The sequence below is a fragment of the Phocaeicola sp. ICN-14070 genome (assembly GCF_037892625.1).
Classification (GTDB): Bacteria; Bacteroidota; Bacteroidia; order Bacteroidales; family Bacteroidaceae; genus Phocaeicola; species Phocaeicola plebeius.
This window is the reverse complement of record NZ_JBBKBF010000016.1, coordinates 34,928-59,810: the sequence shown is the minus strand read 5'-3', so window position 1 is coordinate 59,810 and position 24,883 is coordinate 34,928. Positions and strand designations below refer to the sequence as shown.

The following is a 24,883-nucleotide window of genomic DNA, read 5'->3' as shown; positions in this document are numbered from 1 at the left end:
GTATACCAAAGGTAGAAAATAAGAACGTCAAAGCGCATGAAACAAAACGCTTTGACGTTTAAATTAAAACGCAAGTGCACTTGATGTAAAATGCACTTGCGTTTTAACTAAAACGTCCTTGTGTTTAAGGGAAAACACAAGGACGTTTTTTTCATGTACCTTTTTCTTATTTCAAAGCGGCTTCTATATCAGCCATAAGTTCTTGAAATTCAGCCTTTGTATAACCTATGGAAGCATGAATCAGCTTACCGTCTTTTCCGAACAGATATGCTCTGGGGATTGTCTGGTCGGCAAAAAGAGAGAAGACTTCCCGTTTAGGATCCGGATAGAGCGGGAAACTGAACTTCTTCCGTTCATTGTATTTTTTCAGTTCTGCATCCGTATGCTCCCGGCCGATAACTAACAACTTGAAGTCCTTGTTATCCTTGTATTTCGGCCACAAGGTCTTCTGAACTTCTGCCAGTTCTATCTGACAAGGACCGCACCACGTAGCAAACAAACTGACCAGCACCACTTTTCCCTTCAGGTCGGCTGGTGTTACTTTACCGTATATCTCCGAATTCAGGGTAATGGCAGGCATGGCATCACCCAAACTGATTTTTTCTTTCCCGGTGTCTTGTGCAGAAGCAGCCAGTACACCCATCCAAATCAGACACAAAAGGCTCCAAATCCGTAAATTTTTCATTGTTCTTTCCTTTCTATAAAATGTTAAACCCTGACAAATATACCGCAAACCGCTGGAAAATCCACCAAGGAGTCTATCTTTGTAAATAGTTTTAACGAAAAACAAGAGCGCGTATGATGACATTTATCTCGTGTGCCAAAACCATGACCGCACGTAGCAAAACTCCATATCCAGAAACCAGTACCCCTCATTTTTTGAAAGAGGCCCGCGAAAACGCCTTGTACATGACCCAGTTTACTGCCGAAGAACTGGCCCAGATGCTGAAAGTGAATCCGAAGTTAGCAACCGAAAATTACCTGCGCTACCACGAGTTCCTTTCACCGGAGACTCCTGCCCTACCAGCGCTCCTAGCCTACACAGGCATCGTGTTCAAGCGCATCCATCCGGCTGACTTTACCGCAGAAGACTTTCGGTATGCCCAGCAACATTTGTTGATTACCTCTTTCTTATACGGATTACTCCGCCCGCTGGACAGTATTCAGAATTACCGCTTGGAAGGCAGTGTACGCTTACCGGAACACGAGCGGAAAACCATGTTTGAATACTGGCGTCCTTTACTGACAGACTATTTCATTGATGCCATCCGGCAACAAGGAGGCATTCTTGTCAACCTGGCCAGTGGTGAAATGAAAGACTTGTTCGACTGGGAAAAAGTCTGTCGGGAAGTACAGGTCATTACACCCGAGTTCTACACCCTGAAAAACGGGAAACCTACCACGGTAGTTATCTACGCCAAGATGTGTCGGGGCGAGATGACCCGTTTCATCCTGAAAAACCGGATAGCACATCCGGAACAACTGAAAGACTTTGAATGGGAAGGATTTTCCTATCACGGAGAAGAAGACGGAAAAATGCATTTCATTCTCCAATAAAAAGGAGCGGTCTGCCGAGCCATTTCTCCCGACAGACCGCCATCAATCAAATGAAATCTATTTCTTATTCTTCAGCACCGTTACATTCAATATCCGTAGCCAAAGTTACGTAGTTCAATACTGAAGTACCGTCTACCAATGCCTTTTCTGTTTCTGTAGTTTCAGTTGTCAAGCATTTTCCTTTACCAGAAATCAGGGCATTGTACATCTTCACTTGTGTACCGGCACGCAAGCGAACACCCTGTTTCTCACCGCCGTTACCAATCAAGGTCAAGTTAGCCAAAGTAGGACAAGCTACCGGAGTGGCTGCAAAGTTCTTACCGTTGTTATCGCATTCCATCAAACAGTCGCAATCAAATCCGAGTGTTTCCTTTGCTTCCTGATAAGCCACCAGGAACTGGCCGCGTCCGTTCCATCCTTCAGTCCAGTCGAAAGAGTCATCACTACAGTTGGTAACTACCATGTGTTTCACGTCAACGCTACCACCAAAGAATTCAAAACCGTCGTCAGAACCATTGTAAGCCTGTACGTATTCTACTGTAGTACCGTTACCTACGCCATAGAAAGAAATACCATTTGCTTCATGTTCAGAGTCCAATGCATATCCCGTATTTTCCAGACGAATATATTTCAGCGTACCAGAGTTATCATTGTCAGCAGAACCTCCATAAGCTGCATCACCGATTTCTGATTTACCGGTACCACCTTCTGCATTGGTATGAGCTTTACCGCAGATGTGCAAACCGCCCCATGCACCAGACTCCTTTTTGTCTGAGGTCATGATGATCGGATTTTCTTTTGTTCCTACAGCCTCAATCTTAGCACCCTGCTGTACCAAGATATAGTCTACAGACTCATCGTCGGTCATGGCAACAATTTTCACACCTTCTTCAATAGTCAGTGTAGCGCCAGTCTTCACAATATATTCACCGCTAAGTGCATATACTTTATTCTTCAATAAAGTTTTATTGGCAGTCAGTTCGCCTTGCAGAATTTCTTCAGCATTGGCACTTGTTTCATCACCGTTGCCGCTTGTACGAATCCATCCGGCTGTCCAGTCATTATTAGCCGGAACTGCACCACGATAAGCAGCTGCTTCAAAGAAATTATCTACCTTCGTCACGTCGGCTCCACCGTCAATCGTACCGACAAATTTGTTTGTAAATGTATTGCTGAAATTATAATTGATTGCGTTATTGTTTGCTGTAGCCAAGAACAACTCAGAAGAATACGCATCTGCAACAGGAGGTTCCGGATTCGGAGTGTTGTCATCTTCACTACAAGCAGTACACAAAGTCATAGCAGCGATTGCAGCCATCGACATAAATTTCAAGTTCATTGTTTTCATACTTTTCTCGTTAATAAAAAGTTTAGAATAGTGTTCAAATTTTTTCCTTTATGAATTTTTATAATGTATAGCTAAAACCTAATTCAAAAGTAGTTCCTCTTCCGTAGCGTTCCACTTCCAGCTTTCTGCCGTCTTTCACTTCCTGCTTGAAGACGATGTCCTGATTCAGCAAGTCAGTCATCTGCAACTTAAAGTTCCAGTGGTCATTCAGTTTGTAAGTGGCTACGAAATCCAGCGTATGCAAATCCTCCTGTTTCACGTCGCCCAATCCGGAAATACCTACCGCATGAATGCGTGGTCCTTGCAGGTTATAGAGCAGTGTAGCAGTCAGCTGTGTATCGTTCTTAAACTTAGGAGCATAGCTGATATCCGCATTCACCAGATAAGGAGAAGCTCCCTGCAGGGAACGCTGTGCGTTGGTATAGGCTCCACCTTCCGGCAATTGTACGTTGGTGTACATGTAAGAAGCGTTGGCTCCTACGCGGAAGTCGCGGAACAGTTCTCTGCGGAATTCCACTTCCACTCCGGCAGCCACACCCGTATCTGCATTCTGGAAAGAGTGAACAGCCGCACCACCCGACAAGGTCTGTGTACGTTCAATCGGGTCTTCCAGGATTTTTGCATAACCCGTAATAGAGAACATATTGTTGCTGTTCTGCTGGTCGAAGCGTTCGTAACGTAAGTCGATATTGTAGTTATATCCGTTCTTCAATTCTGCATTACCTCGGATCATGGCTGCTCCATACGATTCCTGATAGAGGAAAGGAGCCATTTCGATAAATGACGGACGAGTTACCGTACGTGAGAACGAGAAGCGCAGACTGTTGGCATCGTTCACGGTATATTTCAAGTTTAATGCCGGGAAGAAATCATGGCAGTTTACCTCATTCCGTTTGGCTTCACCTCCATCAGTCGCATAATTTACCCACTGGTGGCTGTATTCATAACGTACTCCTATGTTCACCAGGAAATTGGCTGTCGGGTAATATTCCGCATCAATAAATCCGGCATAAATGGAATGTCCGGCATCATACTGGTCTTTCGGCTGCTGGTCACGGATTATAGAAATGTCTCCATTGGCAATATGGTCATACCCCATAAAGCCGGAACTCTGGTAAATATCCTCTATTTCAGGATTGAAACGGCTTACATCATAGTAGAAACGTGTAGAACGGAACGTACGGCTCTTGTCTTTATAAGTAGCTCCCATACGTATCAGGTTATTGTCTCCATAGCGATAAGAACTTCGCAAATCGCCCACCCATTCTTCTTCATTCAGCGAGCCGAAATAACGCATATTCTCCTGCTTGTTCAGGTCGAACAGTTCCAGAGAGTTTCCTGCCTTTTCAAACATCACCTGTCTGCGGTCTGGTTCTTCACTGGAAGTCTTGCTGTACGAACCGCTCCAGTTCAAGTCCCACTGCTTTCCAAACTCATGGTGTCCGTTCAACTGATGATTTTGAAGTGTATAAATGTGGGTTACAGAGTTATTACCTATCAGTTCATTGTCTTCATAGTCTTCTCCTTGTCGCAACATGTAGGTATTCTCCGCATTACGTGCATAGAAAAAGGTATACCCAATACGGTCGGCCTCTCTAAGTGTATAAGCCAGGTTACCAAGTCCTGCCAGTTTCAGTTCCTGACGGTAACTGTCGTAGTCAAACCGGTCGAGGGTAGTACCTCCGGCCTCAAGTGTACGATAAAAAGCATCTTTTGTGGTTTCATTGGTATTGCTTGCACTCAACGCGGCCAACAGACTCAGATTCTGTCCATTTACATCCCAGTTCTTTCCACCGGCTATATTACCGCCAAATTCCGGAAGACTTGTACTCTTATTCACATCGAAGGTTGTATGAAAAGGATTTTCCTTCGTAATGGCAGTAGAAAAGTCCGCCTTAGACATGTCAATGTACTTCTGATTAATGCCCGGATTACGGAACAAGGAATACTGCTGATCCATTTTATAGAAATCCTGGAAAATTGTATTGAACCGGCCTCCTGTATTGAAACCGATGGAGAAAAAGTCTTTTCCGGTATTTTCTTTGGTACTGATATCGATGTGTGCTCCTGAATAATCTGCAAAAGTTCCAGCTTCATATACCTTACTTACCGTAATGTTCCGTACCGTACTTGAAGGAAACAAATCCAATGGAATCAGTTTGTTATCTGGATTCGGGGAAGCAATCGGCAGTCCGTTCAAAGTAGTCGTACTATAACGGTCGCCCAATCCGCGCACAATCAGCTGTCCTGCACTGGCAATCGAGATACCGGTTATCTTCTTCACGCCTTCCTGTACATTACTGATGCCTTTCACGCTCATTTCTTTCGCCCCAAGGTTTTCAATGGCTACAGTGGCTTTCTGACGTTCCATGCTCAACGTACGTTCACCTTCCAGGTTTTTACGTGCTACAACGGAGACTTCGCTCAAAGCCTGTGCATCGCTTTCCATCTCAAAGTTCAGCACCACATCTTTACCTTTGGCTTTTACAGCCCCAGCCTTAATGTCGGTGTATCCCACGTATTTCACCACAAGGTCATATACTCCACCGGGGACATCCAAAATATAATTTCCGTCAAGATCGGCTACAGCCCCTACTGTACTTCCAAGCACTTGTACGGTAGCTCCCGTCAATGGTTCTTTAGTCTGCTTGTCTACAATGGTACCTTTTATAGTCTCTGCTACCATCGGCATAGTAGAACAAGCAAAGAAACCTGAAACAAAAACAATCTCCTTAAAACCTAATCTCATAATCTATTCATGCATTTCTTTTTTCCGTTGCAAAGATGGAGTGTTTATGTTACAGCAGAACTGCATGGGATGTACATTTCATTTACACGAAGATTACGTTTGTATTTCTGATTTGAGAAATCAAAAGAATACTTCATATCTTTTTTTTCTCACCCAATTATATAAGGTATAATCATAGTTTTTCCTATTTTTGTACAGACCAAAATAAATAAGATTATGTATCCTTTGAAATTCAAACCTATTTTAAAATCGACCCTTTGGGGAGGAGAACGTATTATTCCTTTCAAACAATTAGACTGTCAGCAGGAACAAGTGGGAGAAAGCTGGGAAATCTCAGATGTACCGGGCGACGAATCTGTAGTAGCAGAAGGTGCAGATGCCGGCAAGAACCTGACTCAGCTGATGGAAGAATATAAAGGAAAGCTGGTGGGAGAAGAAAACTACAAGCGATTCCAGGGCAAGTTCCCTTTGCTTATCAAGTTTATTGACGCCAAGCAGGATTTGTCTATTCAGGTACACCCTGACGATGAACTGGCCATGAAACGCCACCAGTCTATGGGTAAAACAGAAATGTGGTATATCATCGACAATACCGGTGGACAGGCACACCTGTATTCAGGTCTGAAAAAACAGATTACTCCGCAGGAATATGCCGACATGATTGAAAACAATACGATTTGCGATGCCCTCGACAAATATGACGTACAGCCGGGCGATGTATTCTTCTTGCCGGCAGGACGTATCCACAGCATCGGAGCCGGATGCTTCCTGGCAGAAATACAGCAGACTTCCAACATCACTTACCGTATTTATGACTTCAACCGTAGAGACAAGAACGGTAACTTGCGCGAACTGCATACGGAACTCTCAAAAGATGCCATCGACTATACTGTATCTGATGATTATCGTACGCACTATGAACCGCGTAAAGACGAACCGGTGGAACTGGTAAGCTGTCCGTACTTCACTACTTCTGTTTACAACCTGACAGAAGCCATGAACATGGACTACAGCGAACTGGATTCGTTTGTTATTTACATCTGCATGAAGGGAGCCTGCACCGTTACTGACAACGAAGGCAACCGCATCAGCGTAAAAGCAGGTGAATCTGTATTGTTCCCGGCTACTACCCAGAACCTGGAAGTTGTACCGGAAGGAGAAGTATCTTTCCTGGAAACTTACGTATAAGCTGATTTAATTTATACTCATTGCTGGGTCCTTTTCTTTTGTCCTGTTTCAGGCAGAGAAAGGGACTCAGTCATTTTTTACAAAAGCATTAGGTGATACGCCCGTAATCTGGCGGAACACACGATTGAAATGGTTGGGAGTGGCAAAACCTAATTCGTTCTGAACGCAGGCCTCACATCAGCCTGACGGCAACTAATGAGTTTAATGGGCCGATTCTGATAGAAGTTCCACCATTGAACAACAACTTCAACTACTGGTTTGCCGGAGTAGGTATCTCGTTCAACCTGGATGCTTTGTTCAAGAGCAAGAAGAAACTGAAACAGGCACGGATAGCTACCTAAAAAGCAGAAAAGAACTACCAGCTGGTCAAGGAAGAAATAAAGAACAAAGTGCACGAAGCGTACGTAAACCTGAATGAAGCTTACGTAAGACTGCATACCCAGCAAAAAAGCGTACAGCTGGCACATGAAAACTTCCGCATCGTGCGGCAACGTTACCTGAACGGTCTGTCACTGATTACCGATATGCTGGATGCCAGCAACATGCAGCTGGATATGGAATTGCAGCTGGCCAACTACCAGATAGGTATATTATATCAATATTACCTGCTGAAAAAAATTACGGGAACACTTTAATGAAATGCATATTTACACAAAAACGAAAAAATATATGATGCGAAACAAAAAAAGAGCTATTTCTAATTTCTTTATACTGCTGGTCCTCGTAGCCGGTATCAGCTGGGTTTGCGGCAAATTTATCCATTTAGGTAATGTGGAATATACAGACAATGCCCAGGTGAAACAACACCTGACCCCAGTCAGCACACGGGTGCAAGGCTTCATCAAGAAAATCTGCTTTGAGGAATACCAGACAGTGAAAAAAGGAGATACCCTGGCCATCATAGAAGATACGGAGTATCGTTTGAAAGTGGCACAGGCCGAAGCCGACTATCGCAATGCACTGGCTGGAAAGAGTGCCATGCATACCACTATCAACACCACACAGAACAACATCCTCGTAACGGATGCAGCTATTGATGAACAGCGAATCCGCCTGTAAAATGCACAGACGGATTACAAACGTTATCAGGAATTGCTGAAAGAAGAAGCCGTTACTCCCCAGCAATTCGACCGGGTAAAAACGGATTATGAAGCGACACAGGCACGCTATGAACAGCTGTTGCGCCAGAAACAATCGACTTTACTCCAGAAACAGGAGCAAACCCAGCGACTGGAACAGAATGAGTCGGCCATCAAACTGGCAGAGGCTCGCTCAACCTGGCCAAACTGAACCTCTCTTATACAGTGATTCTGGCTACTACAGACGGGTAACCGGACGAAAAAACATTCATGAAGGAGAGTTAGTTCAGCCTGGACAAGCCTTGGTTACTCTGGTAGACGGTACGGAGAAATGGGTCATTGACAACTACAAGGAAACTCAGACTACCGACATGAAGAGAAACCAGCTGGTAGAAGTAAGAGTAGACGCCATCCCTGATGTGAAATTTGAGGGACGTATTGCTTCTATTTCGGATGCTACCGGAGCTTCCTATTCACTTATTCCACAAAATAACTCGGCGGGCAACTTCGTAAAGGTAGAACAGCGCATCCCAGTCCGTATCGAGTTTACGGAAAACAACCGCCCGGAAGATTTGCAACGCCTGAGAGCCGGAATGAATGTAGAATGTTACGTTAAACAGTAAACAAGAAAATGGCTGAACCACGTCCTCAGATTCCTTACTTCAAAGAATTCTTACCGACTCCGGTCTGCATCGTCCTGTCGCTCTTCTTTGCCATGGTCTTTCAGTTTAACGGAGGAGTTTTCCTACCGGCTGCTACCCAAATGTCGAGCGCATTAGGATGTATCCAGGAAGATGTAACCATGGCAGGCTATGCCTCCTTCATCGGCATGCTAATGGTGGTATGGATTTGTGTCATGTGCCTGACTCGAACCATTAGACTAGGTAAAAAGATTCCTTTATATGGCATAGACTGGATAGGCCTCCTCTTATGGACAGTCATGCTGTTCGCAATTGTTTTTATTTGCATCTATGGAGATTTTACGACTGGCTGGACAGCGTGCAGATTCGCTCCTGCATTGTAATAACCGTAGTATCCTTGTTGATAAACATCAACCGGATGACTTCCATACGGCATCCGTATATAGACCCGCAGGTATTCCGCTACAAGAAATTCCCCGTAGTATTGTTCCTGTTCTTGATGCTCTGTCTGTTTCTCACCACCTCCTCCGTACTGCAGAATGCATTCATGACCTCCATCTTACAGTACGATACGCTAAATGCCATTTCATTGAACTGGTGTGTATTTGCAGGAATCCTGGCTGGAGCAGGTATCGTATTCTTCCGGCAAGCAGTATTAAAGAAAGGATATAAACTATTGATTTCTTTCGGATTTACACTGATAGTCATGTACCAGTATTACATGTATTTTCTGATATACCCCGATTTGAATATTGAAAGTTTGTATCTGCCCAACTTTTTAAAAGGCATCGGTCATGGAGTGCTTTATATTTCGCTGACCATTTATGTAGCAAAGCATATACCCTTCAAGCATTTCTTCCAGTCTTTATGTGTACTCAGTTTCATTCGTACCAGCATTGCAACCCCGCTGGGATCAGCCATATTGAACCGCTGGATGAAGCACCTGCAATGTGACAACTGGGGATTATTAAGCAGAAACATGGACAACCTGCACGAGTGGATGCCGGATGTATCACTCATGCAACTCTATGAAGAAGTAAACACCCAGACCATGCTGACCAGCCTGAAAGAGTTGTTCGGCTGGATATGTCTATTAGGAACTGTTTTTCTTGTAATCGTGTCAGCTACCGAATCTGGCGCGACCGCCACTTGGCAGCGCTCAAAATGCTGCATAGCCTGCCCGTAAAGAAACGGCACAGGCCATCCAGCATACATAAAATTTCTAAGAATTAGAATTTATAGCCAGCAGTGAAGAAGAACGCCAAATTACGTGTCTTTGAATTGCTGGCTAATTTGCAGCATCCAAATTCTCCGTCAAGTCCTACCGTCCAGCGTTTAAAGTCGAGTGCCACACCAGCCATCACACCGGCATCAAAACGACGTAGTCCTGGAACGATTTCTCCTTCAATCTTTGATTCACCGAAAGTGTTAGAAGAAACAGTCAAGTCATCAATGTCGATATTCCGCTTACCGTTTACCCCATAAGCCAAATAAGGACCTGCCGTAAACACCATATCAAAATTAGCAGCTGTACCTACATGAAAGGCAGCCAGCAAAGGCATCTCAAAATAATTCTGGTTTACGTGCATATCCACCACATTCTGCGTATTAGCCCCTACATAATCCACATCTATGCTTGCTCCCTTCGATGCCCAATACAATCCGGTCTGAAATGATACCAGTCCACTCAAAGGTACATCAATTCCTACCCCAACCTTCTGGTTAAACAATGGAGAAGAATCTCCGGCATCCTTTCCCATCCAGGAACTCATACCCAGTCCGAGTTCCATACTCCAGGTTACTTTTGTCTGTGCGGCCATTGTCAAAGCTACGAACAAACCTGTCACTATGCATGCAATCTTTTTCATAAGCTCAAATAATAATGAATTACACAAATTTAAAAAGATAAAGCGGAGATACAAATAAAAAGGGAGCAAAAAAGAAGTTTTCACCTCTTTTTGCTCCCTATCTATTAGTTATTCAATCGTCCTTATTAGAATTCGTACTCAATACCAATGGAAATATTCTCGCCATCCAAAGCAACGCCAAATCCATTTCCGTTCATATTACGATAGTAGTCGTCACGATAACCTGCAAAACCTACTTTAGTAATAAAGCTGAAATTATCATTCAATTTTACTGCCAATCCCGGTTTCACTCCGATTTCAAAACCATTTACAGAATCCGCATGTTTTGCCTTGTAAGTAGAGAATCCAAATCCCATATCCAAGAACAAACGCACAATCTTGTTTTCATAGAAAGAGTAACGTGCATACGGAGCCAAAGCAAACGCATTGCTATTGAGCTTATCACCATCATAACCATTGTGTGCATAAGCCAATTCCACCCCTACGGCCCATTTTTCACTCAAGTTATAACCTACATCCGGTGTGATAGAGAATGAAGTCTTATCTACATCATTGTTTCTCCACAAACTGATACCACCACCTAAATAAATACCTTCCTGTGCGCTGGCCGAGATTGCAGCCATTACAATCACTACTAGTAAAAATAATTTTCTCATAATCTTCTTTTTTTAGTTTTACAAATATATTAACAACTGAATACAGTTTTTTGTTCACTCTCATCCCTGTTTGTGTCTGTTGGCTCTCCGACGGCGATATTCCGCTTTCATCTTGGCAGAGCCAGAACCATGCAAACCTGTAATATAGGTTTTCTTCTTCGCCTTGGTCTTTACTTTCTCTTCTTTCTTTTTTCCGTCAGAAGACTTCCCGCCTCTAAACACTATTCCTTCTGTCAATATCTTTTCAATATCCATATTCTTTCATTTTTTAGGAGATAATTTCACATGTTTTCCTGTTTTCGTACATACCAGTGTACGTTTCAAAGGGACACGGGTAGACATATTAAATAATAATCCGGGATTAAAATGTTGTCCGTTAGCCCTGAGTTCAAAATGCAGATGCTCTGTCGTAGCACGTCCGGTACGTCCGGTCAATGCGATTACCTGACCCGCCTTTACCGAATCACCCGATGCAACAAAGTTTTTGGAATTATGACTGTACACAGTTTCCAGTCCATTAAAATGCCGCACCACAATTACCTTTCCATATCCACCATAACTTTTGGCCATGCGTACCACACCGTCGAACACACAAAGAATGGAATCATTGGCCTTGGTCTTTATATCTGCTCCCGAATGTCCACCGCGACTTCCATAAGCAGAAATGACCTTCCCTCCAGGAAGTGGAAAACAGAACTGTGAATCAGCCAGACACTCCAAGTGTATCTCCACGCTATTTCCCTTTGAAAACAGTCCCGGTGTATGCACCCTGATATGACTACGCTCCATGTGTGTAAATCCTGTTTTCACAGGTTCATCAGCCTGTATATTTCCCATACAAAGGAACAACAGCCCAAGTATTACAATCAAGCGATTCATATTACTCAAAATAATAAAGTTCTACATCCTGAGCATCCGCAAATTCTTTCAGTAAGTTTACCATATAGTTTACGGCTTCCTCCAAACCGTCACTCCCACTGTACGCATTCATGATGGCTAACAGATGAGTAGTTTCCGATGAAATCTTTGTCCGCTCATTATCGCTTGTCGGTGTACCTACACCTCCCACGGCATCTCGATATACCGGCATTCCCTCAATGTTCAATTCTCCACGCCCAATACCTTCGTAAGGCTCACCCGCCTTTCCGATACCTAATACCAGCTTGTTTCCTTGAATCTTATCCCGGTCAAAGCCTCCGATGGAATGTCCGCTATTGATGGATGCCAAATTAATCAAATCGACCAGCGTATCTATCTGATAAAGTGACAGTCCTCTCAACAAACGTCGGCATAAAGCTTCTGAAGAAGGACGGTAACGGCTGGGATCTTTCCCACATTTCTTATAAGCCTGACGAGTGGCCTGAATGGCAGGCATCTCTTTGATAGAATCAATGGTATATTTCTGACGATAGAGTTCCGTAAACTCACCGATACGTTTCCACAGTTCTTCACTATATGGAGAATTCTTTACCGTCGCAAATACAGCGGCTCCACGAAACAGCGGCCAAGCCTGCCGTAATTCCTCTGATACTTCAATTTTCAAATCCATTTCGCTATTTTCTTAAATGGTTCTACATCCGCATAATCCCCGACAAAATACGCCCGGAACGAATGCCCAGCCGACGTGCCGAGAAGAAATCCGTATAATTTTGATAGGTACAAATCCCTGCTACTTCCACATTATCCTTCTTTACTCCTTTAGACAGCAACTGCATCCGGTTGGCTTCCCAAAGGTCGAGGTGCCACTTTTCATCTCTACGGGCAATGCAAGCCATATCAAATCCTGCTGCTTCAAAGGCTTCATACACCTCATCTCCCACCTCAAAAGCATCCAGAGAAATACCTGGCCCGATATAAGCCTGCACATCTTCTCCCTTCGTACCATAAAGTGCCGCCATCTTGTCCAACGTCTTTTCCACGATGCGCTTCACTGTTCCCCGCCATCCGGCATGTATCGCCGCAATTACTTTCCGTTTTGTATCATAGCAAAGTACCGGGATACAATCGGCAGTAGAAATGCAAAGACAGACCTGCCTCATGTCGCTAACCATCGCATCCACTCCTTCCAGTTGATTCAATTGTTCCTCTGAAGAGAGTTGTAAAAAAGCTTCATCCACAACTCTCACCACTGTATCGTGTGTTTGATGAGGAACAACCATCATCCGTGGACGCACAGGCAACAACGAGCATAGCAGTTCCCGGTTCCGTTCTACCTTATCGGGCACATCACCACAATAATGGTTGCAGTTAAACGAAGCATAATTCCCCTCACTGCAACCGCCGTGACGTGTCGTAGAGAAACAAAAAATGTCGGTGTGCAGACTATTCGGGCCGTACACCAACATTCTTTTATCATCAGTCAGATTATTCATTACTTTTGTGGTTCGTCCTCCCAGTCTTCCTCTTCGTACTCGTAGTCAAAGTCATCTTCATCATCCACGTCTTCATACTCATAGTCAAAGTCTTCGTCTTCACCCATATCTTCCAACTCCTTACGAAGCTTGGTCATATCTTTCGGACGATGTACGATAGCTTCCCGACGTACTGCTTCCAACTGGTTACTGTCTTTATTCAGTTCGGCCCAAAGCAAATCTTTCAACTGTTGAATGCCCATTCCTGATACCGAAGAAATAAAAACATGAGGTATATCTTCAGGTAATGTAGGTTCCAGCATCTGCATCAGTTCCTCGTCCAGCATGTCACATTTCGTAATGGCCAACACACGCTGCTTGTCCAGCATCTCCGGATTAAAGGTAGCCAGTTCGTTTAACAGAATCTCATACTCTTTGCGTATGTCATCCGTATCACCCGGTACCATAAACAACAGCAATGAGTTGCGCTCAATATGACGCAAAAACCTCAGTCCCAACCCCTTTCCTTCACTGGCTCCCTCAATGATACCCGGAATATCCGCCATCACGAAAGACTTCCCTTCGTGATAAGACACAATTCCCAGGTTCGGTTCCAGCGTGGTAAAAGGATAATTGGCAATTTTCGGACGTGCGGCAGAAACCGAAGAAAGCAAAGTAGATTTTCCGGCATTCGGAAAACCTACCAAACCTACATCCGCCAATAATTTCAATTCCAAAATCACCGTCATCTCCTGCATCGGTTCACCCGGTTGGGCAAAACGGGGTGCCTGACGGGTTGCTGTACGGAAATGCCAGTTTCCCAATCCTCCGCGTCCGCCTTTCAGCAAGATGACTTCCTGTCCGTGCTCCGTTACGTCGCACACGTATTCCCCTGTTTCGGCATTATATACTACCGTTCCACAAGGCACTTCAATGACTTTATCTGCCCCGTCCTTTCCGAAACTCTTGTTTTTCGAGCCGTTACCTCCGTGTTCCGCAAACACATGACGATCGTACTTCAGGTGCAGCAATGTCCAGTAATTGCGGTTTCCCCGCAAAATCACATGACCTCCTCTACCACCGTCGCCACCGTCCGGACCTCCGTTGGGCATATACTTCTCACGGCGCATGTGCACCGAGCCACGGCCTCCCTTTCCGGAGCGGCAGTAGATTTTTACATAATCAACAAAATTCGATTCAGCCATAAATTCAAGTTTAAGAACTGGCAGACCGTCACCGGCCCGCCAGTTTTTTTATTATTTAAAGTTTATCAATAGCCGCGCAAATATCAGCGAAGATACCGTCCATAGTACCCAATCCCTGAATGTGGCAATATTTACCGTCGTTCTTGTACCAGTCAATCAACGGAGCAGTCTGAGAGTGGTATACTACCAGACGCTTCTTGATAGTTTCTTCATTGTCGTCAGCACGACCAGATTCCTGTCCACGTTTGATCAGACGAGTCATCAGTTCATCTTCAGGAACTTCCAGGTCAAGCATGATAGAAACTTCCTGTCCGCGTACCTTCAACATTTCTTTCAAAGCCTCAGCCTGAGCGATTGTACGAGGAAATCCATCGAAAATCACACCTTTGCTATCCTTGAAGCTGTCGAATACGCTAGCCAGAATATCAATCATCAATGCATCCGGAATCAACTGACCATTGTCGATATAACCTTTTGCTGTTTTACCCAGTTCCGTGCCGTTCTTGATTTCTGCACGCAATACATCTCCCGTAGAAATATGGTTCAAGCCATATTTTTCCACAATACGAGCACTCTGAGTTCCTTTACCTGAACCCGGAGCACCAAAAATTACAATATTCAACATGTTGTCTTATAATAAATAAAAAAATTATTCCATCACTGTATAGATGTCGCGGTAGTTCCGTCCGAAGCCATCGTAATCCAATCCGTAGCCCACGATAAAATCATTCGGAATATTCATCGCTACATAGTTTATATCCAGTTCCACCTGCAACTTATCCGGTTTCACCAGCAGCGTGGCAATACGGATTTCTTTCGGATTACGCGCCTTCAAGGTTTCCAGCAAACGTTGCATAGTCAGACCCGTGTCTACTATATCTTCCACGATTACTACCGTACGTCCTGAAATATCTTCATTCAGTCCTACCAGTTCTTTCACCTTTCCTGTAGAAGCCGTTCCTGCATACGAGGCCAATTTCACAAACGAAATCTCACATGGAATCGTCAGATGTTTCATCAAATCGGCCGTAAACATGAACGAGCCATTCAACACACTCAAAAACAACGGATTTTCACCCTCCAAGTCATGATTGATTTCATTGGCCACACGTGCCACCTCCTTCAGGATATCCGCCTCTGGGATAAACGTTTTGAAACGCTTGTCTTTAATCTGAATCGTATCCATGTTATAATCTAGTTTTAGAAATTGTGCAAATTTACGGATTTTCCCTAAAACCGCCACACTTCCCCCTGAGTATTTAAAGATATTTTCAATAGAATATATATCCCATTCGAGGCTTTTTTCGTACTTTTACCGACAAAATAGCTATTTTATATATACAATGAAAATTTTAAGTTGTACACAACAAAAGGAGGCTGATGCATATACCATCACCCATGAATCTATATTGTCAATCAACCTTATGGAAAAAGCCGCTGGCCTGCTGGCACAAGCCATTAGCGAGCGATATGACAAATCACACCGTCTTGTCGTATTTGCCGGTCCCGGGAACAATGGCGGAGATGCACTGGCCGTAGCCCGGATTCTTTTCCTGAAAAACTACCCGGTAGAAGTCTATTTGTTCAACGTAAAAGGTACACTTTCTGAAGAATGTCTTACAAACGTACAGCGCCTGAAAGAAAGCGGTTTTGCCAACTACACCGAAGTCAGCAACCAGTTCGATCCTCCCCATCTGGGCAGTCACGATGTAGTCATAGATGGTCTGTTCGGTTCCGGACTGCAAAAACCGCTGAGCGGAGGATTTGCTGCCGTAGTACAATACATCAATGCCTCTCCTGCCCAGGTAGTATCCATCGACATCCCTTCCGGACTGATGGGAGAAGACAACACCCACAACATCCGACAAAATATCATCAAGGCCGACCTGACCCTAAGTATCCAGTTGCCTAAACTCTCCTTCCTTTTTGCTGAAAATGCAGATGTAGTAGGCGAATGGCAATTACTCGACATCGGCATCAGCCGTGAATTCATCGAAGCAGCAAAAACTCCCTATTATATTACAGAAGCCAGCGAAATGCGTGCGCTCATCAAGCCGAGAAAGAAGTTTGCCCACAAAGGCATGTTCGGCCACGGTCTGTTGATAGCCGGTTCCTACGGGATGGGAGGTGCCGCTTTGTTAGCTTCACGTGCCTGCCTACGTTCAGGCATCGGACTACTTACCGTACACACTCCTGTATGTAACCATGATCTGCTACAGAGCAATGTGCCCGAAGCCATGGTGCAAGATGACGTACACGACCGCTGCTTTGCCGAAGCTGCCGACCTCGACAACTTCCAGGCCGTAGCCATCGGCCCGGGACTGGGACAGGAAGAAATCACGGTGCAGGCACTGTTTGACCAGGTAAGCAACTGTTATATTCCTTTGGTGCTGGATGCAGATGCGCTCAATATCTTCAGCAACTACCGCAACTACCTGACCCGTATTCCTCGCCACAGCATCCTGACTCCACATGTCAAGGAACTGGAACGCATCATCGGACGCTGCAGCAACAGCTATGAACGCTTGTCAAAGGCTAAAGAGCTGGCAGCCCACCTGCAATGCTACATCGTACTGAAAGGGGCATGGAGCGCCGTCATTACCCCTGACGGAGTGACCTATTTCAATCCGACAGGCAATCCGGGTATGGCCACAGCCGGAAGCGGTGATGTACTTACCGGTATTATCCTTTCACTGCTTTCACAAGGCTATACACACGAAGAAGCCTGCCGACTGGGTGTATATGTACACGGTCTGGCTGGCGACATTGCTTGCCAGCAAAAAGGCGTTATCAGCATGACTTCCGGAGATATTGTAGAAGCACTGCCTGAAGCCTGGAAACAACTAATGGAAACTAAATGACAGACAATATGAAAAGAGGAATCATTGCATTGGGACTACTGGCCTCTCTGAATGCCTACTCCCAGGAAAGCTATGTACCACAAGCAGGCGAAGGCATCGTGTACTTCTTGCCTAAGACCAAAGTTGCTATTGACATCATTGCAACCAAAGTAAACTACCAGCCAGGCGACTTCAGCCTCTACGCCAGCCGCTACCTGCGTTTAAATGATGTCAATACACAGCCCGAAAGTCACTGGGAAATCAAGGATATTCATGTACGCCTTGTGGGAGTACCCGACTCCACCAAAGCTTACATCATGAAACTGAAAGATAAAAGTGTGGCGTCCAATGTGGAACTGACAGATAAAGGTATCGTAAAAGCCATCAATACAACCTCTACAGAGAAAGAATCTGCCCCTGACTATAAACTGGAGACACCCGAGCCACATGAAAATGCCCGCAAGTACATGACAGAAGACATCCTCATGGCCGGTTCCAGTGCCAAGATGGCCGAACTGACAGCACGCGAAATTTACAACATACGCGACAGCAAAAATATCATCCTGCGCGGCCAGGCAGAAACCATGCCAAAGGACGGGGCTTCCCTGCAACTGGTTATTGACCAGCTGAACAAACAAGAAAAAGCGCTGACCCAAACATTTACCGGTACTACTGACCGCAAAGACAAAGTCTTTACGTTTTTAGTAGAACCCGACAACAATGCACAAGAACAAATTGCCGCCCGTTTTTCTGCCCAACTAGGAGTGCTTCCTACGAACAATCTGGCGGGTGATCCGATTTACATTTCCATTCGAAACACTTCCACCTTGCCTGTGCCTGAAGAAGAAGGGAAAAAGAAGAAAAAAATTGACGGTGTCATTTACAATGTACCCGGTAAAGGCAATGTCACAGTCAGCTATCAAGGCAAAAAACTTTTCAACGACGAAATGTCGTTTACCCAGTTCGGGCATACCGAAGTACTGGTAGATGGTCTGTTTGACAAAAAAATCAATACACGGGTCGTTTTCAATTCTACGACTGGTGGTATTCTTAAAATAGACAAAGACTGATACACGAGGTTTATAAATGACAAGAATCCCGTTCTTCGCGTGTATAAATACCGAAGAACGGGATTCTTATTTTAAAAGAATAAGGTAAAAGTTGACAACAAAACCTCTTAAACAAAAAAGCATGACATCAAAAAATTTTTTATGTTTTCCGTCAGAGAGCTATTCGTTTGCTAATTGGGAAATATAAATTTCTGCTCCCAGAAACATATAGCTTCGGACAGGAAAACATAAAACAAACAAAGAAATTTCATTAAAACTGCTTCAACGCATTTAACCAAGCTGGGACAGTCCCTAAACGATGCTTCAACTGCGCCTCGTAAAGCGATTGAGGTTCCACTGGAATGCCATTACTCTCATCTAATTTTACCTGCTCCTTTACGAATTTAACTGAAGCCCCATGGAACCCCACAACTACCGGAGGCAAAATCTTCCAGTATTTCCATCCCATACGCCACCAGTCAAACTCACCATTACCAGGTAGTGTTCCGCCTCCATTTACAGCTGTCTTCGTAGCACACATATTCCAGATAGTAAGATCATTCAAATGATTCGGTACCTGATTAGCATCTCCCCCTTGTTTGGACTGCACAAAACCACCCGTACAATTATCAATCAACGTAGCACGAGGCTGAGTAGCATGCGATTCAAAGCAAGCATCATCCCCCCAGGTTACCCTCCAAATAACAGCTCCCATACTAGGTTTCGATACGCCACAAGCATGATATTGTCCGGCATTAGTCTGAAACGTAGGGTATTGGTCTGCCAACGGTCCGTCCGTACAATCACGTACTGCACCAATAAACACCCTGCTGGAACCTTGGGAGCGAATGGCCGAATGTCCGCGATTCCCGGTAATATTAATTTTATAAGCAGAGAAGTTCGCACTAGAGATAATAGAAGCAGCCTCGCTCACACTCTGATGGTAATCTTCCACCTGCACACCTTCTGTAGAAATATTTGTCATAGTAGATTCCCAAGTATACGGAAGCAATTCCCTTCTCACCAGTTCAGGATTATTGTCATGCAAATACAAGCATACCCACTCACCGACCTTGAAATTTGATGCTCCAGCCACTTTCACCTTAAACGCGCCTTTTTCCGCATTTCCGGTCACTTCATACTCAGCTCCCAGCCATAAATTATGCTTGATATTAATCATTACTGGTGAAGAATACATATCCGATTTCTTTTTAGGCAAGTTAGGAGTTTCCATTTCCAGGAACGTCTTGTCTGCTCCGTCACCTTTTATGACAAAATTCCCTCCATACATCAAAATTTCATTCGCTACTGATTTGAGAGCCGACAGGCACTCGGATTGGTATTGCATAAGGAGTGTTTCTTTAGTCATAATCAGAAGAGTTCAGAGACTTCTAATTTACTAAGAAATAACGAATTATGCAATACTTTTTTACCTTTATTATCAGCAGGTTAGCTCTCTTTTTTCAGCACATTTCTTCATGCTTAACCATTCGTTTTTGACAACATTTCAATGACCTCTTTAGTGTTTCCGAACCAGCTTTTGCCGGTTCTATTGTTTAACTTTTAATCTTTCGGTAAAAATTTACCGAAGTATTGTATTAATATAGTACTTGCGATATTCTTCTTTTAAAGAACGGATAGGATTGAAACGGTAGTCATTACTGCTATCAATAGCCTCATCCATCACATCATTCAGCAATGACTCCATAGACTTGTTCGGATAAGTAACAGGACGATATCCCCATACACTATAGAACAGGTTATTCATACCACTATAAGAAGTTTCTGATGGAGTGCTACCAGTCTGTATACTACGAGAATAGTTTGTAGTCAGACTAATATCCAATTTATCTCTTTTCACAACCGTATTTGCACGCGCCTGAAAACGTTCATAACCTGAATTCAGCAAAATACCATCTTGATTATAATAAGATACAGATGCATTGTAACAGACACCTTCTGTACCTCCCGTAATTCTTATATTATGATTATGCTGCAAAGCTGTACGCAAAATTTCATCTTGCCAGTCATCTTGGAAAATATCACGATAATCTTCCAGAGTCCATTGTTTTCCTTGATATTCCATAAGGTATCCACCTGTCGAATTTGCAATGGATGCAGGATATGTTTCTGCCTGTAATTTTACAAATTCGTATGCATCCATCATCGGAATGGTACGAGTCACATGCTGCATGGTTACACTTCCATCATATGTAATTTGTGCCTTACCTACCTTACCTTTTTTAGTCGTAATAATAACTACACCATTTGCACCACGAGCACCATAAATAGCCGTAGCCGAAGCATCCTTCAAAATATTCAATGATTCAATATCAGAAGGGTTGATAGTACTTGCAATGGCAGCATCTTCCACCGGGAAACCATCAATTACATAAAGTGGAGAGTTATCCTGTGTCAATGAGTTATTACCACGAATTACAATATTCATCGTTCCACCCGGAGTACCTTCTCCAGAAGACACATTTACACCCGCAATACGTCCCCCCAGTGTCTGGTCAAATGACCCTACTGGAGTATTTAACAATTCATTCATATCCGCCTTGGCTACAGAACCAGTCAGGTCTTTTTTTCTCACTTCCTGGTAACCAACGACTACAACTTCATCCAATACCTTTGTATCTTCTTCCAATACAATAGACATTGGTTTAGAGGGATCCACCTGGAGTTCTTTTGTGGCATAGCCAATAAAAGAAATCACAATAACGGATTTTTTGTCAGGTACTCCTAACGAAAACTTACCATCAATATCGGTAATGGTTCCCTGAGTAGTACCTTTTACTTGAATACTGGCACCGATGACACTTTCTCCTGTCTTGTCAATCACAGTACCCTTCACGAGCACCTAGGCCATAGCCACAGTCATAGAGAATAAGACGAACAGCATCATGCTCAATCCCCTTCTCCATAGAATAGTACGGAATTCAGTTTGCATACAATGAATTTAGATTAAATTTAGATTTTAAAGTTTTCGTGACAAATGTACCGTTTTATTATAGAAAGAAGTGACAAAATAGTTCATTTAAGGGGACAAAAATATTCATTAGCTAAAAAAACAAAAACCACAAACTTTATAAACACCTATCTATCAGATACATACGAAAACAAACATGATAAAGAACATCTATTTCACAAATAAAATTATACCTCCAAATGCTTTTACATCACCCTCAAAAACACAAGTACATTTCAACTAAAACGCAAGTACGTTTCCTTTAAAATGTACTTGTGTTTCAGTTAAAACGTCAAAGAGTTTAAAATCAAACGCCCTTGCGTTTTTTCAGCAGATATCAAAATCATCTTTTTTTCCTCTTTATTTAAAGAGGAAATATTCACCTTAGCTTGTTTTTCTGTTTCTATTATTTGCAGAGTTCTCAAATTAGCCCTATCTTCGCACGATAAAAACATTCAACTTTGTTATGACCCGAATGAACAAAATAAAGAAACTAAAAAAAATCCGCCTCCACCATGAAGGAACTCACATTCTGATTACCAGCGCAATATTATTGCTTCTTGTAAACTCCGCTTTATATTGGGGGATAGAATGTCGGATACCATTTTATATTGTAGCGGCCATTAGTATCATTCTGTACCTACTGATGGCCAATTTTTTCCGCTGCCCGATTCGATTGTTCAAAGGAGATACGGAAAAAACCGTAGTGGCTCCTGCCGACGGACGTATCGTGGTAATTGAGGAGGTGGATGAACACGAATATTTCCATGACCGCCGACTGATGATTTCCATTTTCATGGACATCACCAATGTACATGCCAACTGGTATCCTGTAGACGGAGTGGTAAAGCATGTAGACCATCATAACGGACGTTTTATGAAAGCATGGCTTCCCAAAGCCAGTACGGAAAACGAACGCTCCATGGTGGTAATTGAAACTCCTGAGGGCCATACAGTAATGGCACGCCAGATTGCAGGTGCAGTAGCAAGACGCATCGTTACCTATGCAGTACCGGGTGAAGATTGTTATATTGACGAACACATGGGATTTATCAAATTCGGCTCACGGGTAGATGTATATCTGCCACTGGGCACAGAAGTCTGCGTCAGCATGGGACAAAAAACCACCGGTAATGAAACGGTAATTGCCCGTCTGCCTTAAACCTGAAATACAATATTTACACCTTATTATATAATAAGATATGGCAAATGTGATAACCCGGAACATTCCCAACACCATTACAAGTTGCAACTTGTTTTGTGGATGCATAGCCAGCTATATGGCTTTTCATTGTAAATATGAACTGGCTCTGCTTTTTATTGTATTAGGAGCCACATTCGACTTTTTTGATGGAATGACCGCCCGTCTGCTACATGTATCTTCTCCCATAGGAAAAGAACTTGATTCACTGGCAGATGATATCACTTTTGGACTTGCACCGGCTGCCATCGCATTTTCTTTGTTTAAAGAAGTACATTATCCGGATTTTCTTCTGCCATTGTCAGGAATCATACCCTATACAGCTTTCCTGATAGCTGTTTTCTCTGCCTTACGATTAGCCAAGTTTAATTTGGATGAACGACAGACTTCCTCCTTTATCGGAATGCCGACTCCAGCCAATGCATTATTCTGGGGCTCACTGACCGTAGGTGCACACAATTTTTTAGTATCCGACCATTTCAACGCTTTATACTTGTTCATCTTAGTAGTAATCATGTCACTGCTGCTGGTGGCAGAACTCCCGATGTTTTCACTGAAGTTTAAAGACCTGTCATGGGGGCATAACAAGATAAGCTATATTTTTCTGATTGTCAGTATCCCTCTGCTAATTATTTTCCAACTGAGCGGATTTGCGGCTGTCATTGTCTGGTATATCATTCTGTCATTACTGACATATAAGAAATAGCTTAGAAATCGTATGGCACATTTTTTGCATATCTCACATTAAAAACAAAAGACAATGTTCCATATTTTAGGCTTTCTATTTTTTATCATACTGGTTGTTCTGGTGATTGGATTGCTCATTCTTTCCAAAGTCGTCAGTCTGGTATTCGGATTCAAGCGTCGTATGCAAGGTAAGAATTCGGGTCAGAGAACAACTTACTCTTCTCAAAACTATCAGTCGAACCCTCGTCAGGAAGAGACAACAGATTCTTACTCCACACAAGGAGATATACCTGTGCGTCAACGCAAAAAGATTTTTGATAAAGACGAAGGGGAATACGTAGAGTTCGAAGAAATCAAATAAACCATCATCTCCTCTTCCGGAAGAAATCTTTCATCAGCCCGGCACATTCATCGGCCAGCACCCCTTTCACGACCACGGTCTTCGGATGCAAGGCTTGAGGTGCATAGCGCTGGTAGCCTCTTTTCTCGTCTTCTGCACCGAAAACGAGCCGACCGACCTGCGACCAGGCAATGGCACCGGCACACATCACACAAGGCTCCACAGTAACGTAGAGCGTGCAGTCTGTCAAATATTTTGCTCCTAACGAATTGGCAGCGGCAGTAAGTGCCTGCATCTCGGCATGGGCTGTCACATCGTGCAGTGTTTCGGTCAGGTTATGCGCACGCGCCAGGATACGGTCACGGCAGACTACCACGGCTCCCACCGGAACCTCTCCTCTTTCTGCTGCCCGTGCGGCCTCAGCCAGAGCCTGTTTCATGTAAAAAGAATCGTCTGCCATAACTTATCTGCGCATATCGTGTTCCTTAAAAAGAGTAGGATAATCTTCCTCCATATTCTGATGGATAAAAGCCAATACAGTCTCGCGAAGCCAGCGTGCCTTGTTGGTTATCTGGTATTTCTCCAGATAACGGTCTACAATTCGCACCTCTTCTTCGCTCATCAGACAAACCATCCGCTGGCGGCGGGGAGGATTACTGACTGGTACTTTTTTTCTTTTTTTTCCGCTATTTACCATCTTCGGTGCAAAATTAGCGTATTCTGTTAAAATGGAAGCATAAAAATGCGTATTTTTGCGAAAAAGCGGAAAAATGGCATTACATAATGAACTGGGAAAAGAAGGAGAAAATGCGGCCGTGAAGTACCTGCTGGAGAAAGGGTATGAAATCAGGCATCGAAACTGGCACTCCGGACACCGTGACCTGGACATCGTGGCACAGAAAGACGGTGAACTGGTCATTGTGGAGGTAAAGACGCGAAGCGATGCCTGTTTCGGACAGCCGGAGGATGCGGTGGACAGGCGTAAGATAAGAAGCATCGTAGCCTCTACGGATGCATACGTCCGAAAGTTTGCCATTGACCTTCCAGTTCGCTTTGATATTATTACGGTAGTAGGAAACCGCCCTCCCCTCCACATAGAACACATTGAGGACGCCTTTTTCCCGCCCGTGTGGAACTAACTTTGAAACAGAAA

The 24,883-nt window shown here is 43.8% G+C and carries 24 protein-coding genes and 5 pseudogenes; 12 read left to right on the top strand and 17 right to left on the bottom strand.

Going from position 1 to position 24,883, the window contains the following annotated elements; all coding sequences use genetic code 11:
- Positions 1 to 166: 166 nt before the first annotated feature.
- Positions 167 to 685 carry a TlpA family protein disulfide reductase gene (locus WKT20_RS06815; RefSeq protein WP_040312478.1) on the bottom strand — a complete coding sequence of 173 codons (519 nt, stop codon included), beginning with the start codon at positions 683 to 685 and terminating at the stop codon, positions 167 to 169.
- Positions 686 to 798: 113 nt separating this feature from the next.
- Between WKT20_RS06815 and WKT20_RS06810 the strand changes: the two genes are divergently transcribed.
- Positions 799 to 1,557, top strand: a complete 759-nt coding sequence (locus WKT20_RS06810) for a YaaA family protein (protein ID WP_117701705.1) — start codon at positions 799 to 801, stop codon at positions 1,555 to 1,557.
- A gap of 64 nt (positions 1,558 to 1,621) precedes the next feature.
- On the opposite strand, the gene WKT20_RS06805 is transcribed toward WKT20_RS06810, so the two are convergent.
- Together WKT20_RS06805 and WKT20_RS06800 are read right to left on the bottom strand one after the other, a co-directional pair.
- Entirely contained in the window at positions 1,622 to 2,905 is a 1,284-nt protein-coding gene (locus WKT20_RS06805) for a hypothetical protein (protein WP_340417076.1), read from the bottom strand.
- A 58-nt stretch (positions 2,906 to 2,963) separates the two neighbouring features.
- Entirely contained in the window at positions 2,964 to 5,654 is a 2,691-nt protein-coding gene (locus WKT20_RS06800) for a TonB-dependent receptor (protein ID WP_340417075.1), read from the bottom strand.
- Between the two features lie 216 nt (positions 5,655 to 5,870).
- Between WKT20_RS06800 and WKT20_RS06795 the strand changes: the two genes are divergently transcribed.
- A complete protein-coding gene (locus WKT20_RS06795; RefSeq protein ID WP_340417074.1) occupies positions 5,871 to 6,842 on the top strand; it encodes a type I phosphomannose isomerase catalytic subunit in 972 nt (323 codons plus the stop codon).
- A gap of 66 nt (positions 6,843 to 6,908) precedes the next feature.
- Here WKT20_RS06795 and WKT20_RS06790 read toward each other — a convergent pair.
- Positions 6,909 to 6,965: pseudogene (locus WKT20_RS06790) on the bottom strand (hypothetical protein); the annotation flags it as partial.
- Positions 6,966 to 7,198: 233 nt separating this feature from the next.
- Between WKT20_RS06790 and WKT20_RS06785 the strand changes: the two are divergent.
- The 4 genes and pseudogenes from WKT20_RS06785 to WKT20_RS06770 all read left to right on the top strand — a co-directional run.
- Positions 7,199 to 7,477: pseudogene (locus tag WKT20_RS06785) on the top strand (TolC family protein); the annotation flags it as partial.
- A 34-nt stretch (positions 7,478 to 7,511) separates the two neighbouring features.
- Positions 7,512 to 8,544 (top strand): annotated as a pseudogene (locus WKT20_RS06780) (HlyD family secretion protein).
- 8 nt (positions 8,545 to 8,552) lie between these two features.
- Positions 8,553 to 8,945 (top strand): hypothetical protein, encoded by a 393-nt coding sequence (locus WKT20_RS06775; RefSeq protein WP_340417073.1) that lies wholly within the window; start codon positions 8,553 to 8,555, stop codon positions 8,943 to 8,945.
- Between the two features lie 35 nt (positions 8,946 to 8,980).
- Positions 8,981 to 9,748 (top strand): hypothetical protein, encoded by a 768-nt coding sequence (locus tag WKT20_RS06770; RefSeq protein ID WP_340417072.1) that lies wholly within the window; start codon positions 8,981 to 8,983, stop codon positions 9,746 to 9,748.
- 43 nt (positions 9,749 to 9,791) lie between these two features.
- Here the strand turns inward: WKT20_RS06770 and WKT20_RS06765 are convergent, their stop codons facing one another.
- The 9 genes from WKT20_RS06765 to hpt all read right to left on the bottom strand — a co-directional run bounded on the left by WKT20_RS06765 (position 9,792) and on the right by hpt (position 15,828).
- Positions 9,792 to 10,430: a porin family protein gene (locus WKT20_RS06765; protein ID WP_340417071.1), complete on the bottom strand. Its 639-nt coding sequence runs from the start codon at positions 10,428 to 10,430 to the stop codon at positions 9,792 to 9,794.
- A gap of 125 nt (positions 10,431 to 10,555) precedes the next feature.
- The gene (locus WKT20_RS06760) at positions 10,556 to 11,086 is read right to left on the bottom strand and encodes an outer membrane beta-barrel protein (protein ID WP_117701712.1); all 531 of its coding nucleotides are present in this window, start codon (positions 11,084 to 11,086) and stop codon (positions 10,556 to 10,558) included.
- A gap of 60 nt (positions 11,087 to 11,146) precedes the next feature.
- A complete protein-coding gene (locus tag WKT20_RS06755; protein ID WP_007559749.1) occupies positions 11,147 to 11,341 on the bottom strand; it encodes a hypothetical protein in 195 nt (64 codons plus the stop codon).
- A 6-nt stretch (positions 11,342 to 11,347) separates the two neighbouring features.
- Complete coding sequence (locus tag WKT20_RS06750) at positions 11,348 to 11,965, bottom strand: M23 family metallopeptidase (RefSeq protein ID WP_118243271.1); 618 nt, start codon at positions 11,963 to 11,965, stop codon at positions 11,348 to 11,350.
- Position 11,966: 1 nt separating this feature from the next.
- On the bottom strand, positions 11,967 to 12,629 hold the full coding sequence (locus WKT20_RS06745; RefSeq protein ID WP_117701755.1) for a B3/B4 domain-containing protein: 663 nt from the start codon (positions 12,627 to 12,629) through the stop codon (positions 11,967 to 11,969).
- A 28-nt stretch (positions 12,630 to 12,657) separates the two neighbouring features.
- Positions 12,658 to 13,458 (bottom strand): peptidoglycan editing factor PgeF, encoded by an 801-nt coding sequence (pgeF, locus tag WKT20_RS06740; protein ID WP_118441672.1) that lies wholly within the window; start codon positions 13,456 to 13,458, stop codon positions 12,658 to 12,660.
- Positions 13,458 to 14,642, bottom strand: a complete 1,185-nt coding sequence (gene obgE, locus WKT20_RS06735; RefSeq protein ID WP_117701715.1) for a GTPase ObgE — start codon at positions 14,640 to 14,642, stop codon at positions 13,458 to 13,460. The genes pgeF and obgE overlap by 1 nt, the downstream gene beginning before the upstream one ends.
- Positions 14,643 to 14,697: 55 nt before the next feature.
- Positions 14,698 to 15,267, bottom strand: a complete 570-nt coding sequence (locus WKT20_RS06730; protein ID WP_007559755.1) for an adenylate kinase — start codon at positions 15,265 to 15,267, stop codon at positions 14,698 to 14,700.
- Positions 15,268 to 15,291: 24 nt separating this feature from the next.
- Positions 15,292 to 15,828: a hypoxanthine phosphoribosyltransferase gene (gene hpt, locus WKT20_RS06725; RefSeq protein WP_117701716.1), complete on the bottom strand. Its 537-nt coding sequence runs from the start codon at positions 15,826 to 15,828 to the stop codon at positions 15,292 to 15,294.
- A 157-nt stretch (positions 15,829 to 15,985) separates the two neighbouring features.
- On the opposite strand from hpt, the gene WKT20_RS06720 reads away from it, so the two are divergent.
- Positions 15,986 to 17,503, top strand: coding sequence for an NAD(P)H-hydrate dehydratase (locus WKT20_RS06720; RefSeq protein WP_117701717.1), 1,518 nt, complete (start codon positions 15,986 to 15,988; stop codon positions 17,501 to 17,503).
- A gap of 8 nt (positions 17,504 to 17,511) precedes the next feature.
- The gene (locus WKT20_RS06715; protein ID WP_117701756.1) at positions 17,512 to 18,552 is read left to right on the top strand and encodes a DUF4831 family protein; all 1,041 of its coding nucleotides are present in this window, start codon (positions 17,512 to 17,514) and stop codon (positions 18,550 to 18,552) included.
- A gap of 250 nt (positions 18,553 to 18,802) precedes the next feature.
- On the opposite strand, the pseudogene WKT20_RS18310 reads toward WKT20_RS06715, so the two are convergent.
- Both WKT20_RS18310 and WKT20_RS06705 read right to left on the bottom strand, forming a co-directional pair.
- Positions 18,803 to 19,477, bottom strand: a pseudogene (locus WKT20_RS18310) (DUF4955 domain-containing protein); the annotation flags it as partial.
- Positions 19,478 to 20,122: 645 nt separating this feature from the next.
- A pseudogene (locus WKT20_RS06705) lies at positions 20,123 to 21,394 on the bottom strand (SusC/RagA family TonB-linked outer membrane protein); the annotation flags it as partial.
- Positions 21,395 to 21,977: 583 nt separating this feature from the next.
- Between WKT20_RS06705 and WKT20_RS06700 the strand changes: the two are divergent.
- From WKT20_RS06700 to WKT20_RS06690, 3 genes are read left to right on the top strand one after another with little or no spacing between them, the layout of a single operon-like run.
- Positions 21,978 to 22,664, top strand: a complete 687-nt coding sequence (locus WKT20_RS06700; RefSeq protein WP_117701718.1) for a phosphatidylserine decarboxylase family protein — start codon at positions 21,978 to 21,980, stop codon at positions 22,662 to 22,664.
- A gap of 40 nt (positions 22,665 to 22,704) precedes the next feature.
- Positions 22,705 to 23,409: a CDP-alcohol phosphatidyltransferase family protein gene (locus WKT20_RS06695; protein WP_117701719.1), complete on the top strand. Its 705-nt coding sequence runs from the start codon at positions 22,705 to 22,707 to the stop codon at positions 23,407 to 23,409.
- A 54-nt stretch (positions 23,410 to 23,463) separates the two neighbouring features.
- Positions 23,464 to 23,751, top strand: a complete 288-nt coding sequence (locus WKT20_RS06690) for a DUF4834 family protein (protein WP_340417068.1) — start codon at positions 23,464 to 23,466, stop codon at positions 23,749 to 23,751.
- 4 nt (positions 23,752 to 23,755) lie between these two features.
- Here the strand turns inward: WKT20_RS06690 and WKT20_RS06685 are convergent, their stop codons facing one another.
- Positions 23,756 to 24,190: a nucleoside deaminase gene (locus WKT20_RS06685; protein WP_007559773.1), complete on the bottom strand. Its 435-nt coding sequence runs from the start codon at positions 24,188 to 24,190 to the stop codon at positions 23,756 to 23,758.
- 3 nt (positions 24,191 to 24,193) lie between these two features.
- Positions 24,194 to 24,427: a hypothetical protein gene (locus WKT20_RS06680; RefSeq protein ID WP_007559774.1), complete on the bottom strand. Its 234-nt coding sequence runs from the start codon at positions 24,425 to 24,427 to the stop codon at positions 24,194 to 24,196.
- Positions 24,428 to 24,500: 73 nt separating this feature from the next.
- Here WKT20_RS06680 and WKT20_RS06675 point away from each other — a divergent pair, with 73 nt between their 5' ends.
- Positions 24,501 to 24,869 (top strand): YraN family protein, encoded by a 369-nt coding sequence (locus WKT20_RS06675; RefSeq protein WP_340417067.1) that lies wholly within the window; start codon positions 24,501 to 24,503, stop codon positions 24,867 to 24,869.
- Positions 24,870 to 24,883: the final 14 nt, after the last annotated feature.